The 14,114-nt window shown below is 70.8% G+C and carries 12 protein-coding genes; 11 read left to right on the plus strand and 1 reads right to left on the minus strand.

What is annotated here, in order from left to right; genetic code table 11:
• Positions 1-24 precede the first annotated feature (24 nt).
• A complete protein-coding gene (locus FV560_RS18455) occupies positions 25-831 on the minus strand; it encodes a methyltransferase domain-containing protein (RefSeq protein ID WP_159623154.1) in 807 nt (268 codons plus the stop codon).
• A gap of 108 nt (positions 832-939) precedes the next feature.
• Between FV560_RS18455 and FV560_RS18460 the strand changes: the two genes are divergently transcribed.
• From FV560_RS18460 to urtB, 11 genes are all read left to right on the plus strand, one after another.
• Entirely contained in the window at positions 940-2,097 is a 1,158-nt protein-coding gene (locus tag FV560_RS18460) for a heparan-alpha-glucosaminide N-acetyltransferase domain-containing protein (RefSeq protein WP_159623156.1), read from the plus strand.
• Positions 2,094-2,966 carry a 3-methyladenine DNA glycosylase gene (locus tag FV560_RS18465; RefSeq protein ID WP_159623158.1) on the plus strand — a complete coding sequence of 291 codons (873 nt, stop codon included), beginning with the start codon at positions 2,094-2,096 and terminating at the stop codon, positions 2,964-2,966. The genes FV560_RS18460 and FV560_RS18465 overlap by 4 nt, the downstream gene beginning before the upstream one ends.
• 48 nt (positions 2,967-3,014) lie before the next feature.
• Positions 3,015-6,110 (plus strand): hypothetical protein, encoded by a 3,096-nt coding sequence (locus tag FV560_RS18470; protein ID WP_159623160.1) that lies wholly within the window; start codon positions 3,015-3,017, stop codon positions 6,108-6,110.
• Entirely contained in the window at positions 6,107-8,794 is a 2,688-nt protein-coding gene (locus FV560_RS18475; protein ID WP_159623162.1) for an ABC transporter permease, read from the plus strand. Before FV560_RS18470 ends, FV560_RS18475 begins: the two co-directional genes overlap by 4 nt.
• Positions 8,791-9,702: an ABC transporter ATP-binding protein gene (locus FV560_RS18480; RefSeq protein ID WP_159623164.1), complete on the plus strand. Its 912-nt coding sequence runs from the start codon at positions 8,791-8,793 to the stop codon at positions 9,700-9,702. Before FV560_RS18475 ends, FV560_RS18480 begins: the two co-directional genes overlap by 4 nt.
• A complete protein-coding gene (locus FV560_RS18485) occupies positions 9,699-10,400 on the plus strand; it encodes an ABC transporter ATP-binding protein (RefSeq protein WP_159623166.1) in 702 nt (233 codons plus the stop codon). The genes FV560_RS18480 and FV560_RS18485 overlap by 4 nt, the downstream gene beginning before the upstream one ends.
• Positions 10,397-10,822 (plus strand): NUDIX domain-containing protein, encoded by a 426-nt coding sequence (locus FV560_RS18490; RefSeq protein ID WP_159623168.1) that lies wholly within the window; start codon positions 10,397-10,399, stop codon positions 10,820-10,822. The genes FV560_RS18485 and FV560_RS18490 overlap by 4 nt, the downstream gene beginning before the upstream one ends.
• Positions 10,823-10,928: 106 nt before the next feature.
• Positions 10,929-11,435 (plus strand): SRPBCC domain-containing protein, encoded by a 507-nt coding sequence (locus FV560_RS18495; RefSeq protein WP_159623170.1) that lies wholly within the window; start codon positions 10,929-10,931, stop codon positions 11,433-11,435.
• Positions 11,432-11,785, plus strand: a complete 354-nt coding sequence (locus FV560_RS18500) for an ArsR/SmtB family transcription factor (protein ID WP_159623172.1) — start codon at positions 11,432-11,434, stop codon at positions 11,783-11,785. The genes FV560_RS18495 and FV560_RS18500 overlap by 4 nt, the downstream gene beginning before the upstream one ends.
• A gap of 145 nt (positions 11,786-11,930) precedes the next feature.
• Entirely contained in the window at positions 11,931-13,190 is a 1,260-nt protein-coding gene (urtA, locus tag FV560_RS18505) for an urea ABC transporter substrate-binding protein (protein WP_159623174.1), read from the plus strand.
• Positions 13,191-13,194: 4 nt separating this feature from the next.
• A complete protein-coding gene (gene urtB / locus FV560_RS18510; RefSeq protein ID WP_159623176.1) occupies positions 13,195-14,079 on the plus strand; it encodes an urea ABC transporter permease subunit UrtB in 885 nt (294 codons plus the stop codon).
• The last annotated feature ends 35 nt before the right edge of the window (positions 14,080-14,114 follow it).

A 14,114-nucleotide genomic window follows, 5' to 3' on the forward strand; every position in this document is an offset into this window, starting at 1 on the left:
ACTCGATACTGAGGCGGGACGGCGCTACACCCGGATGAGCAGCTCACCGTGCGTGACGGAGAACCAGCCGTCCTCGTGCTCACCCCAGGCCCGCCACGCCTCGGCCATCTCATCCAACTCGTCGGTGGTCGCGAAACCCTCCTCGAGGGCGTGGGTGGCGAAGGCGGAGCGTCTGACGCGCTCGGCCCACGAGTGGGACCACCACAGCCGGTCATCCTCGCCCGCGTAGCACCAGATCCCGGCGCTCGGGGTGACATCGTCGAAGCCCGCCTGGTGCGCCCAGGCAAGGAGCCGCCGTCCGGCATCCGCCTCGGCTCCGTGCGCCCGGGTGACCTTGTGATAGACCTCCCGCCAGCGGTCCAGTCCCGGGAACTCCGGGTACCAGCACATGGCGGAATAGTCGGCGTCCCGCACGGCGATGACGCCCCCATGCCGGGCGACCCGCGCCATCTCCTTCAGCGCCGCCACCGGGTCCGAGAGGTGCTGCAGCACCTGGTGGGCATGCACCACGTCGAAGGTGCCCTTGCTGTGGGGCAGCTCGTACACGTCACCCTGCTCGAACTCGATGTTCTCCACCCCGCGCACCTCGGCGAGCTCGGAGGCCTTGAGCAGCACATCCTGCGACCGGTCGAGCCCGAGCACCCGGCCCGGGTTGACCCGCTCGGCAAGCCCGACGGTGATGGTGCCGGGACCGCAACCGACGTCGAGCACGTCCTGCCCGCGCTCAAGCAGCGGCAGCAGATAGGCAGCCGAGTTCTCGGCCGTCCTCCAGCCGTGCGAGGCGAGCACACTCTCGTGATGCCCGTGCGTGTAGGTGTCGACGCTGCCCATGTCGAAAGTGTAGACCGGGACCTTCCCGCTCACCTGGCGAGGAGGGCGGGGAGAACTCCCCCTCCCGGCCCGGGCAGAACCGTCAGCAGCACTCGGTAGCCTGGGCCGGTGAGCGATCAACGCACCCGCATCGTCGGGGTCGACACCGCCCGGGGGCTGGCCGTGCTCGGTATGTTCGTCGCCCACCTCGGTCTGGAGCGGGAGGTCGGGCTGATCACCCCGACCGGCTGGTTCTTCGTGGCCGACGGGCGCCCCTCGGCCCTGTTCGCGATGCTCGCCGGCGTCGGGTTGGCATTCATGACCCGCCGCGCCGCCGCCTCCGGTGACCCGGCGGATTGGCAACGGCAGCGCACCCGCATCCTGAAACGTTCCGGCATCCTCTACGCCCTCGGGTGGGCACTGACCTTCCTCCTCACCCCGGTGGCGGTGATCCTGTCCTCCTATGCGGTGATGTTCGTACTCGCCCTGCCGTTCCTGCGTCTGCGCACCCCCGCGCTGCTCGGATGGGCAGCTGGGGTGCTCGCGATCGCTCCGGTGCCGGTGCTCGCCGTCCGGCTGGCCATCGGTGAGGGCTCCGAGCTACGGGCGATGCCGCTGGTCGGGGAGCTGCTCACCGGCTACTACCCGGCGATCACCTGGCTCGCCTACCTCCTGATCGGGATCGCCGTGGGCCGGGCGAACCTGCGCTCGGTCACGGTGCAGACCAGCTTCGTGCTGCTCGGCACGGCCGCCGCGCTGGTCGGGTACGGTGCCGGCGCCTTCCTCACTTCCCTCACCACCGATCCGGACTCGCTGCCGGCGATGCTGGTGAGCATCGAACCTCACGCCGACTCCGGCGTGGAGATGCTCGGGAACGTCGGGGTAGCGGTGGCCGTGGTGGGTCTGATGCTGCTGATCACACGCCCGGCGGCGCTGCGCGTCCTGCTCACCCCCGTCAGCGCCACCGGAGCGATGTCGCTGACCGTCTACAGCCTGCACATCGTCTACATCCGCATCCTGGGCAACGACGCCGTCTGGTACCCGGAGTCGAACTGGCCGTTGATCTGGTTGATCATCGGGACATTCGTGTTCACCACAGCCTGGCAGCTCACCCTCGGCAAGGGGCCGTTCGAGCGGGCGATGAGTGCGATGATCCGCACGAGGCGCCCACCGACACCACCACCCCCACCCAGCCCGTACCGGCAGCACCCGCAGTACCCCCAGTACCCCCAGCACCCGTCACCTCCCGTACCGCAATACCCACCGCCCCCACCGCCCCGCCCATGACCGTCCTCACCCCCGCACAGTGGCAGCCCCGCGCCCAAGCGCACGCCGAGCGGGCCGACGCCCTCACCCGCGAGTACCGCGAGCGCCGCCAGGCCCGGCAACGCCATCCGGTCGAGGACTTCCTGTTCACCTACTACCCCACCAAACCGGCCCAGCTACGGGTCTGGCACCCGGGCACCGGCCGCGCCCTGGTCGAGGCTCCCGAGCATGCCCGACGGCGCTGGTACTCCTCGCAGGAGGGTGTGGTGAGCCTGGACGAGCCAGGGTTCCTGGCCGAGCGAGGTGACGCCGTCCGGTTCGTGCACGACCTGGTCAGCCGCACCCGCGCCCGGCCGGCGCGGCTGAGCTGTTTCGGTCTGCACGAGTGGGCGATGGTGTACCGCACCGAGGATGTGCGGCATGCGCAGGTGCCGCTGCGGCTGGGCGCTGCGGGCACCGATGAGGTGGTGCGATCGCACCCGTTGCGGTGCACCCATTTCGACGCCTTCCGGTTCTTCACCGACCCGGCGATCCCACGCAACGAACGTGAGCTCACCCGCGCCGACCAGCCCGCGTTGGAGCAGCCGGGCTGCCTACATGCCGGGATGGACGTCTACAAGTGGGCGATGAAGCTCGGGCCCGCGGTTCCAGGTGAGCTGCTGTTGGACGCCTTCGAACTGGCGCGCGACATCCGCGCCCTGGACATGCGTGCCTCGCCCTATGATCTGCGGGACTGGGGCTATGAACCCGTCCCGATCGAGACGGCGGACGGGAAGGCGACCTACGTCGCGGCGCAGCGGGAGTTCGCGGAGCGGGCGAACGGGCTGCGGGACAGGGTATTGGAGGTCACGTCCTCGCTCCTGCGCGTAGCGGCGACCACTCCTGGGTAAAGTGACGACACCCCAGTGAGGGGCCCGAGGGGAAGGGGAACCGGGGCGGTGCGGAGCGGATCGTGGCGGTGGCCTCGTACGCGCGCCCAGCTGCCGTTGATCGCGCTCCTGGCCGCGATGGCCATGCTCGTCACCCTCACCGTGGCGGGGACGCTGACCTACCTGGCCATCGCGTCGACCGCCGCCGTCAGGGAGGTGATGAGCCAGGCATCACCCGAGGCCGCCGGTGTGACGCTGCAAACCCGCCTCGCCGACGACGCCACGGGACAGGACGATCTACTGCTCGAGACCGTATCCGGACTGCTGCCGGAGGCCATGGTGTACCGCTCGGTGTCGACGCCGGAGTTGGACGCGCAGGACGCCGGACGGGGAACCGCAGTGGTTCTGGCCGCCGATCAGCACGCCCGTGATGGCGGTGAGCTGACGGCCGGCGCGTGGCCGGCTACAGCCGGTGAGGGGGCGCTTCACGCTGAGTCAGCGCGAGCCGCCGGGTTGGAGGTGGGCGATACGTTCGCCGTCGGTGCGCAGGCGCTCCCGATTCGCATCACGGGACTGTGGCTGCCGGACGATCCCGCGGCGGCACGCTGGGCAGGTGACCTCCTCACGACCGAGGGTCTCGACCCGGTCCGCCCGCAGACCGTCGGGCCGGTGTTCCTCCCAAGCCTGGATCCCGTCGATGTCACTCCCCTGGTGCGCTGGGTGATCACGCCGGCGCCGGACCTTGAGCCGGCCGATCTCGATGGGTGGGAGTCCGGTCTCGCCGAGCTGCGCGAGGTCGTCGACGCCACCGAGGTGCCCGTCCGCGGGCTCATCATCGAGGGCTCGCTGGCCCAGACTGTGGCCGACACCGCGAACGGCCTGATCGCGGTACGCACGGCCGCCACCGTCCCGTTGGTCATCGTAGCGGCCGTCTCACTGGTGGCGCTCTGGCAGCTCGCCGGGCTGCTGGGGCTGCTGCGAGCGCCGGAAAGTCGCCTGCTACTGACCCGCGGCGCCTCCCGGCGCCAGCTGCGGACCGCCGCCCTCGTCGAGTCCGCCGGGGTCGCCGGTCTCGGCGCGGCCATCGGGACCGGGGTGACGCTCGCGCTCGCAGGGGATCGTGGCGATGACGCAACCTCAGTGGTGCTGCTGGTGGCAGCGGGGGTCTGCCTCGTGGTGACCGCGGTTCTCGCCACGGTGCAGTTGAGCGCGCTGACGATCCATGACGATGCGGCTGTGGCGAGTGGGCGGCGCCGCCCGGTGCTGGCGGGCAGCGCTGTCGTGCTGCTCACTGGTGCCGCAGCGTTCAGCATGTGGCGGTTCGCGCGGAACGGGTCTGCGCTGGTGCCCGGGACGTCCCGGGTGGATCCGCTGGCGGTGAGCGCCCCCGCCCTGATGCTGCTGGCAGGCGCATTGCTCGTGCTCGCGCTGGCCGCCCCGCTCACCCGGGGGTGGGCGCTCTGGGCGAGCCGGCTCCCGGGCTATTCGCCGGTGAGTGAAGCGCGCCAGGTGGCCCGCCACCTCCCGGTGCTCGCCGCGCCGGTGGTGCTGGTGGTCCTGGCGAGCGCGGTCGGCACGATGGCGGCGGCGTACTCGGGCACCTCCGAGACGCTGCGCACGCTCTCGGCCGGGGTAGCCAGCGGTGCGGACGTCCGGGTCCGCCTCCCCTCCGGTTCCGGTGACGAGACCGTCGGGGTGAGCCAGTACGCCGACCTCGACGGCGTCACCCAGGCCAGCGGGGTTCTCACCACCGCGGTGCGTCACGAGGATTCTCCGGGCACGCTCACTGCCCTGCCAGTCGCCGAGAGCAGCGTCATGGCGGCCCCCGACGCGCTCGTGAACCCGGCGGAAATCGCTGAGTCGCTCGCACCCCATCCGGATACTCTCACCGGGCCGGAGATAGCAGGCATCGTCGAGGGCAACCTGACGGTGTCGACCACCACGACCGGGCCGGACATGTCGATGTTCGCCCACCCATCGGCCCGCCAGGTCTGGCTCGAGCTCGTCCTGTGGAACGGCACAGAGACGGTGACAGTGCGTTCCGAACGTGTCAGTGATGCCCCTGACGACGGTGCCACGTCCACGGGTGCGGTCAGTATCGACGTACCGGATGGCGCGTGGCAGGCGGTGGCGCTCGACGTCCAGCTGGCGGCGGAGTTCGCGCAGACACGGTACGAAGTCGAGGTGGCCGACCTGCGCTCCGGTGAGGTCGATCTCAGCGCGGCGCTGTCCTCGTGGGATCCGGCGACGCTCCCACTGGCCGGGGAGGGATCGATGCTCGCCGCGGATGCGCAGCCGTTGACGCTCACCGCCGAGGTCGGTCTGCTCTACAGCGGCGACTTCGTCCGCCGCGGCACGGTGACTGTGCGTTCGATGCCGCCACCGCCCCCGGGCACCGGCGACGGCCTGCCCGTGCTGGTGACTCCAGGCTGGTCGCAGGTCATCCTCCCCTCCGGCGCGGACGTGACGGTCGCGGGCACGCAGCTGCGGTTGCGAGCAACCGGCGAAGTCGCCGTGATCCCTGGCTCCGCCAGCCACCCACGCGGGGTCCTGGCGGATCTGGCCGGGGTGCAGGAGGCGCTGCTGCGCGGTGGCGGGTCGGCGCAGCCGGTGAGCGAGGTCTGGCTGGCGGCAGGCGCCCCGGCGGAGGTCGAGGCTCCGGTGGCTGCACTGGCCGGACCCCACGCCGAGGTGACAAGGGCGGACGCGGCACGGGAGATGGACCCTGTCGCGGCACCCGCACGCATCGTGTTCTGGCTGGCCGCTGCAGGAGCCTTGCTGCTGATGGTTCCCGCGGTGGCGGCCGTCGCCACCGCGCAGACCACCGCCCGTCGCGGGGAGGTCGTGGTGCTGCGCGCCGTCGGGGTGGGTTCGGCGCAGCAGGCGGCCTCCCGCCGCAGGGAACTGCTGGCGGTGCAGCTGAGCGCTGTCGCCGCCGGTGCGGTAGCCGGGCTGGGAACGGCGGCCCTGATGATGCCCGACTTGGTGCGCGCGACCACCCCGCAGGCCACCGCGGCCGTTCCGTTGCCGGTACGGCTGGACGTGGCCGGCGGCTCGATACTGCTGGTCGCCATCACGTCCGTGGTGGTCGCCGTCTCATTCTGGTACGGACGCCGGGTGCGCGCTCAGGTGCTCGACACCACGTGGCGCGAGGAGGTGCGATGAAGCCCCGTCTCCTCGCGCGGACGATCCGCAGCTCACTGGGCGCGACCCTGGCGCTGGCCCTGCTCGTCAGCCTCGTGACCGCACTGCTGACCGCCTGGCCACGCCTGGAACGGCAGACGTTCACCGCCGAGGTGAACCACTCCATCACCCAGACCCCGCCGACGGTACGGGCGCTGACCGCACAGGTTCCGAACTACCCGTTGACGGCGCAGGCCGGCCTGGCCGAGCTGCAACCAGCCGTGGCACGCACGCTGACCGAGGCCGGACCCGAACTGCGGGCGGCCGCCGGTGATCCCCGTGCCTCCCTCACCACCGGCCCGGTGCCGATGACGATCCCCGGCGGCGGCACGGACGCCTTCTACGCGATGTCGGTGCGGTTGCGCGTCGACCACGGCATCGAGCCGTTCATCACCCTGGTGGAGGGGACCTCACCGGCACCGTCGGCCTGGGCGCGCACGGGCACACCAGAGTCGCCGGTGGAGGTGATGGTCGCCGTCGGGACGGCGGAGCGGATGGAACTCGCCGTCGGCGACACCTTCACCGCTCCCGTGGGCTCGGACGGGCAGGCCACCTCCCCCGAGGCGCGGACCGAGTTCGTGATCACGGGTCTCTTCGACGCTGTCGATCCCGATACGGAGCAGTGGCAACACCAGCTGAGCACGCTCAGCCCACGCATCGACGCCGACCCCAACCAGGGCGAGGCCGCGACGGCCATCGTGTACCTGAACCCGGACTTCACGGGACACATCCCGATGTTCGCGGACGCGGAGCTGTGGGTGCCGGTCCATCCGGTGGCCGAGCGCGCGGCGGGGCTCCTGTCCGATCTGCGCGCGTTCACCGCCATCGACCGGCCGCTCGAGGTGCGCGGACCCTATGACCAGCCGCGGATCCAGTTCACCACCGAGCTCGACGAGGTGCTCGAGAACGCGACCGGGCGGTGGCAGAGCACGTCGACGGTGCTGGCGATGGTCGCGGCGGGGCCGGTGGGCGTGGCGTTCGCGGTCCTGGCGCTGGGCGTACGGCTCCTGGTCGCCCGCCGCTCAGCCACTCTCGCCCTGGCTGCCGCCCGCGGTGGAGCGCCGCACCAGCTGCGGGCCGTGATGGCTGCCGAGGGGTTCGCGTTCAGTCTGCCGGCGGCGGCGATCGGGGCGGGTGCAGCCATCGCCGCCGTACCGGCGCCACCGCTCACGACGGTGGAGCTGGCGAGCGACCTGCTGCTGCCGGCCGCCGTCGCGCTGGCCCCACCGGTGCTGCTGGCGATCCTGCCACTGCCCCGGCTGCGTCCGGGCCGGGCCGACCCGCGCCGTGGACGACGGTGGCGGTGGGTGGCCGAGGCGGTGGTGGTCGCCCTGACCGCAGCGGCGCTGTGGCTGGTCCAGGACCGCGGCACCGCGAGCACGGACCGTGGCAGCGGGACCGACCCGTTGGCCGTGACGGCGCCACTGCTCCTGGCGGTCACTGTGAGCATGGTGACCCTGCGGCTCTTCCCGCTGGCGGCCAGGGCCGTACACCGCACCGCCCGGCAGGGGCGTGGCCTGACGGCGTTCCTCGGGTCGGCACGCCTGGTGCGCTCGGGAGGGGCCGGCCTGGTGCCGCTGGTCGCGCTGGCAATCGGGGTGGCCATCGCGGTGCTGGCGACAACCATGCTCACCACACTGCGCGGCGGCGTGGACGACGGTGCCCGCGCAGCCGCGGGTGCCGATCTGCGCCTGACGGGCCCGCCGTTCACCGATGCCGATCTCGCCGCGGTCGCGGACCTGACAGGGGTCGAGACCCTCAGCGCCGTGACGACGATCTCCAGCGTTCCCCTGGTCGAGGACGACTCCAGCCGGCGGGTCACTGTCTACGCGGTCGACTCTGCCACGCTGGCACAGGTCCAGGCCCAGGTGCCCGGCGCCGTCGAGCTCCCGGAGGGCTTCGACCAGGCAACCGCCGCGGGGGTGCCGGCGCTCGTGTGGTCCGGTCACGACGTGGACACCGGCGGCGAGGTGCGGCTGGCGATGAGCTCCTCGGTGGTGCTGGACGTGCGCGGTGAACCGGCCGCGGCGCCCGGGATCGCGAACGCGCACCCGTGGGTGATCGTCGACCTGCACCTGCTGCGGGAGGCCACGGGCGAGAACCTGGTGCCACGGGATGTGCTGATCCAGCTGGCACCGGGCTCGGGACCGGGCGCGGCCGACGGAGTGGAGCAATGGCTGGGCGGCCGCGGCACAATCGCCTCACCCACCGAGGCGACTGCGGAGTTCCTCGCCTCACCCAGCGCGCGGTCCTTGCAGGGCGGGTTCCTCATCGCGCTGGTGGTCAGCCTGGTGCTGGCGTGCCTGGCCATCGTGCTGGGGCTTCTGCTCGCAGCGCCGGAGCGCCGCCACCTGCTCGGCGTTCTGCGCACCCTCGGAGTCAGCCGTCGCACGGAGGGCCGCCTGGTGGCATGGGAGAGCGTGCCACTGGTCGGCGCCGCCGTGCTGGCAGGAGCAGGACTCGGGCTGGTGCTCCCGCACCTGGTGGCCGCCACTGTGGACTTGCGCCCGTTCACCGGGTCAGCGAACCAGCCGGTGCTGCGCGTCGACCCTCTCCTGGTGCTCGGTGTCATCGCCATCCTGACGATTGTGCTGACTCTCTGCGTGCTTCTTGCCGGTGCGATGGCGCGCCGGTTGTCGGTATCCGTGCTACGGATCGGAGAATGATGACTGCCCCACGCGCTGACGGCGCCACCATCGAGTGCGAGGACCTCGTGCGGATCTACTCCGCCGAGGGCATCGAGGTGCAAGCCTTGCAGGGTCTGACACTGCACGTCGCCGCCGGCGACCTGGTCGCGCTCGTGGGCGCCTCGGGATCGGGCAAGTCCACGCTCCTGACCATCCTCTCCGGCCTGGACACCCCGACGGCGGGACGCGCCCGGGTCGGTGGGACCGACCTGCTGACCATGGGCCGGGCCGAGCGGGTCCGCTACCAACGGCACACCGTGGGCTTCGTCTGGCAGCAGACCTCCCGCAACTTGCTGCCTTATCTGACCGGACTCGAGAACGTGTGCCTGCCGATGGCGCTGGCCGGTGCCGTGGACGAGGCCCGTGCCGGCCGGCTACTGGAGCTGCTGGGGGTCGCCCACTGCGCCGGGAAGCGGCCCGAGCAGATGTCCGGTGGCGAGCAGCAACGGGTCGCGATCGCGGTTGCGTCGGCGAACTCCCCGGCCGTGCTGCTCGCGGACGAGCCGACCGGGGAGCTGGACGAGCACACCAGTGCCGAGGTGCTCGAGGCCTTCCGCCACGTCAACGCCGAGCTCGGGGTGACGGTGCTGATCGTCACCCACGATCCGACCGTTTCCGAGCACGTGCGCCGCACCGTGCAGATCCGCGACGGCCGGACCTCGACCGAAGTGCTACGCCGCCGCGAGACAGACGACACCGGCACCGAGCGGCATGTGGCGGAGGAGTTCGCCGTGCTCGACCGGGTCGGCCGGATGCAGCTGCCACAGGACTTCGTGGCCGCGCTGGACCTGAAGGACCGGGTGCGGCTCGCCCTGGAGACCGATCACGTCGGGGTCTGGCGCGACGGAGCGCGACCCATCCCGCACGAGGAGACGGAGGAGCGATGACGACCCTGGCGGCGCGGGCACTAACCCGCACCTACAGCACCGCAGCCGGAGACGTGCATGCCCTGGTCGAAGCCGATCTGGCGGTACACGAGGGCGAGCTCCTCGTGGTGACCGGACCGTCCGGCTCAGGCAAGACCACCCTGCTGAACCTGCTCGGCGGACTGGACCGGCCGTCGTCGGGGGCAGTGTTCCTGGACGAGGTGGAGCTCAGCGCGCTGCCGGAGAAGGACGCCCTGCCGTGGCGCCAGCGAACCCTGGCGTTCGTGTTCCAGTCCTTCGGGCTGGTGCCGGTGCTCTCTGCGGCGGAGAACGTGGAGGTTCCGTTGCGGGTGCAGCGCATCGCCGCTGCCGAGCGCGACGAGCGAGTGGCCGCGGTACTCGAGGCGGTCGGGCTGACGCCGCACGCCAACCAGCGCCCGCACGAACTCTCCGGAGGGCAGCAGCAGCGGGTCGGGATCGCCCGCGCTCTGGTCACCGATCCGCGGGTGCTTATCGCCGACGAACCGACCGGGCAGCTCGACTCAGCGACGGCCGGGACGATCATGGACCTGCTGGCCGAGCTGACCGGCCAACGCGGGATCGCCGCCGTCGTCTCCACGCACGATCCGCTGCTCATCGATCGTGCGGACAGGGTCGTGCAGCTGCACGACGGGCAACTCACCGCGACGGCACCAGTGCGGGGTAACGTCGGCGCGTGACTGTACGCCCCGACATCACCGTCCTGACCATCGCCGCCGTGTGCTTCGTCCGCACCCACCCCGACGCGGCCGGCCGCGAGCTGCTGACCGTCCGCAAGCAGGGGACCCGCCGGTTCATGCTCCCGGGCGGCAAGGTCGACCCAGGCGAGACTGCGGCCCAGGCGGCGGTCCGGGAGGTGGCCGAGGAGCTGGGCCTGACGCTGCCCGAGTCGGCACTGACGTTGCTCGGCACCTACGACGAGGCCGCAGCGAACGAGGCCGACACCCGGGTGGCGGCCTCGGTGTACACCGCGGCACTGCCCGGGGAGCCGGCGGCGGCCGCGGAGATCGCCGAGTTGCGGTGGACGTCGCTGGCTGATCCGCCCGCCGATCTGGCGCCACTGCTGGCGCGACACGTCCTTCCCGCTCTCATCCGGGGCTGAGCGCTCGCGCGGAACACCTGCTGCAACTTGTGGGTTGCATGCCGGACGTCACACCGCTACGGTGGGTGCAACCCTATAGTTGCAGTCATCGTTCACAGGAGCTCTCATGCCCGACCAGTCACGGACGACCGAACCGGCCGATGCCGCTGTCGCCGACCTCGACGCCGGCACCATCACCCGGACCGTCACCATCGCCGCCCCACGCGATCGCGTCTGGGAGGCTCTGGCCACGCCCGAGCACATCGAGACCTGGTGGGGACACCCCTCGACGTTCCCGGACGGGTGGCGCGCCGGGTCCGTCGGCTCGTTCTCCTGGCAGGGCACGCCGTACCCGGTCCGCCTGGACGTCATCAACCCGCCGGCCGAGCTGGTGCTCACCTGGGGAGACCTGAACGGTGAGCTCGACGAGACATCCACGACCGTGCACTTCACGTTGGAGGCCCACGACGGCGGAACGCGCCTGACCGTGCTGGAGTCCGGTTTCCTCAACAAGCCCGCCGCAGCCCGCCGAGCCGCGATGGAGGAGAACACGAGCGGCTGGAACGCCGTGCTGGACTGGCTGGCAGAGTTCGTCACCACGGGCCGGGCACCCCAGCACGAGGGTCAGCCATGACAGTGAACAGCGTGCCGGCGGAGATCACGACGTTGTGTGCCGCACTGGCCGAGGGGACTCGCTGGGAGATCCTCACCGCACTGGGGTCGGAGGACCTCTCGGCCAGTGATCTCGCCCGCGCGCTGCCGGTGAGCCGGCAGGCGATCGCCAAGCACCTGCAGGTGCTGGAGTCGGCCGGCCTCGTCGAGAGAACCCGCGCGGTCCCCGAATCGACGTCGGGATCCGTGCGCTATCACGCCGTGGGCGCCCCGCTCGCCCGCCTGGCCGCCCAACTCGAGACGATCGGCCGAGGCTGGGACCGTCGTCTGGCGACGATCAAGGAGGTTGCAGAGGCGCGCGAGAAGGACTGACGAGCGCGCCCCCACCCGCTGCGGGCAGCGTGGCAGGCACGAAACCGGAACGTTACATCGCTCTGACGTCGGCGACACGTCCATCTACTTAGGTTCATATGAACCTAAGTAGACCCCACGGGGCACGCCACGAACGGAGCACGCCATGCGTCTACGCACCACCGGCACCAAGCGACTCGGTGTCCTCTCAGCCGCCGTCTCGGCCATCGCCCTGAGCGCCTGCGGCGCCCAGGTGGCTGACGCCGATTCGGAGAGTTCATCCACCAGCGACAGCTGTGTCGACACCTCCGGGGACACCATCGCGATCGGCTTCCTGAACTCCCTCTCCGGGACCATGGCCATCTCGGAGCAGACCGTCCACGACTCGCTCCAGCTCGCTGCTGCCGAGATCAACGCCGACGGCGGAGTCCTCGGTCACGAGCTCGAGATCGTCACCGAGGACGGCCAGTCCGATCCTGCCGTCTTCGCCGAGCGCGCCACCAAGCTGATCACCAGCGACTGCGTGGCCGCGGTCTTCGGTGGCTGGACGTCGGCCTCCCGGCAGGCGATGCTGCCGGTCTTCGAGTCGAACGACTCGCTGCTGTTCTACCCGGTGCAGTACGAGGGCCTGGAGGCATCACCCAACATCTTCTACACCGGTGCCACGACCAACCAGCAGATTGTGCCCGCGCTGGACTACATGGTCGAGGAAGGCGTGGAGTCCCTCTTCCTCGTCGGCTCGGACTACGTCTTCCCCCGGACCGCCAACCGGATCATCAACGCCTACGCCGAGGAGCACGGAATCGAGATCCTCGGCGAGGAGTACGCCCCGCTGGGCCACACCGACTTCTCCACAATCGTCAACCAGGTCAGCGCGGCCGGCGCCGATGCCGTCTTCAACACCCTCAACGGCGACTCCAACGTCGCCTTCTTCCGCGAGTACACCAATTCCGGTCTGAGCGCCGAGGAGATGCCGGTGCTCTCGGTCTCCATCGCCGAGGAGGAGATCGGCGGGATCGGCGTCGAGAACGTCGAGGGCCAGCTGACGGCCTGGAACTACTACCAGACCGTGGACAGCCCGGAGAACGAGGCGTTCGTGGAGGCCTTCCAGGCCGAGTACGGCGAGGACCGGGTCACCTCCGACCCGATGGAGGCCGCCTACACCTCGCTCTACCTGTGGCGTGCGATGGTCGAGGAGGCGGAATCGTTCGCCGTCGAGGACATCCAGGCCGTCGCCGACGGGGTCACCTTCGACGCCCCGGAGGGCACGGTGACCGTCAGCGGCGAGAACCAACACATCTGGAAGACCTCCCTGATCGGGCGGATCGGACCCGACGGGCTGATCTACACCGAGTGGACCTCCGGCGAACCGATCGAGCCCGACCCCTTCCTCGAGGGATACGACTGGGCCGCGGACCTGAGCTGACCCGATGGACCTCCTCCTCCCCCAGCTCTTCGCGGGCCTCAGCCTCGGATCGGTCCTCCTGCTCGCAGCGCTCGGCCTCGCGCTGACGTTCGGGCAGATGGGCGTGATCAACATGGCCCACGGCGAGTTCATGATGGCCGGTGCCTACACCGCCTTCGTCACCCAGGCACTCGTCGGCAACGCCGGTGTCAGCCTGCTCGTGGCCCTGCCGGCCGGCTTCCTGGTCGGCGGGGTCCTCGGGCTGATCCTCGAGGCGACCCTCATCCGGCGGATGTACCACCGTCCGCTGGACACCCTGTTGGTCACGTGGGGGGTCGCACTGCTGCTGCAGCAGGTGGCACGCGATGTCTTCGGAGCCCCCAACGTCGACGTCAGCGTCCCCACCTGGCTCACGGGCGCCGTCAGCATCGGTGGGCTGGCGCTGCCGAAGACGCGGCTGTTCATCCTGGCGATCGCGATCGTGTGCGTCCTCGCGCTGGCCGTGGTGCTGCGCTCGACCTCACTCGGACGGCGAATCCGCGCCGTCGTCCAGAACCGTGACCTGGCCGAGGCGTCCGGGATCTCCTCCCGGGCCACCGACCGCACCACCTTCTTCATCGGGTCCGGGCTCGCCGGGATCGCCGGTGTCGCCGTGACTCTGCTGGGATCGACCGGCCCGAACCTCGGGATGAGCTACATCGTGGACGCCTTCCTCGTGGTCGTGGTCGGCGGGATCGGGCACATCAAGGGCACCGTGATCGCAGCGGCGGCGCTGGGGCTGATGCAGGCGTTCTTCGAGTTCTCCACGACGGCCTCGATCGCGAAAGTACTGGTGTTCGTGGTGATCATCGCGTTCTTGCAGGTACGGCCGCAGGGGCTGCTGGTCACGAGGACGAGGAGCCTCGCGTGAGCGCGAGGAGCCCCCGCGGAGGGGCGCCGAGGAAC

The sequence above is a fragment of the Ruania rhizosphaerae genome (assembly GCF_009805705.1).
Lineage (GTDB): Bacteria > Actinomycetota > Actinomycetes > Actinomycetales > Beutenbergiaceae > Ruania > Ruania rhizosphaerae.

Excerpts from the sequence above, each read along its gene's own strand:
- FV560_RS18455 (WP_159623154.1), bottom strand. The coding sequence starts at position 831 with ATGGGCAGCGTCGACACCTACACGCACGGGCATCACGAGAGTGTGCTC.
- FV560_RS18465 (WP_159623158.1), top strand. The coding sequence starts at position 2,094 with ATGACCGTCCTCACCCCCGCACAGTGGCAGCCCCGCGCCCAAGCGCAC.
- FV560_RS18475 (WP_159623162.1), top strand. The coding sequence starts at position 6,107 with ATGAAGCCCCGTCTCCTCGCGCGGACGATCCGCAGCTCACTGGGCGCG.
- FV560_RS18480 (WP_159623164.1), top strand. The coding sequence starts at position 8,791 with ATGATGACTGCCCCACGCGCTGACGGCGCCACCATCGAGTGCGAGGAC.
- FV560_RS18485 (WP_159623166.1), top strand. The coding sequence starts at position 9,699 with ATGACGACCCTGGCGGCGCGGGCACTAACCCGCACCTACAGCACCGCA.
- FV560_RS18495 (WP_159623170.1), top strand. The coding sequence starts at position 10,929 with ATGCCCGACCAGTCACGGACGACCGAACCGGCCGATGCCGCTGTCGCC.
- FV560_RS18500 (WP_159623172.1), top strand. The coding sequence starts at position 11,432 with ATGACAGTGAACAGCGTGCCGGCGGAGATCACGACGTTGTGTGCCGCA.
- urtA (WP_159623174.1), top strand. The coding sequence starts at position 11,931 with ATGCGTCTACGCACCACCGGCACCAAGCGACTCGGTGTCCTCTCAGCC.
- urtB (WP_159623176.1), top strand. The coding sequence starts at position 13,195 with ATGGACCTCCTCCTCCCCCAGCTCTTCGCGGGCCTCAGCCTCGGATCG.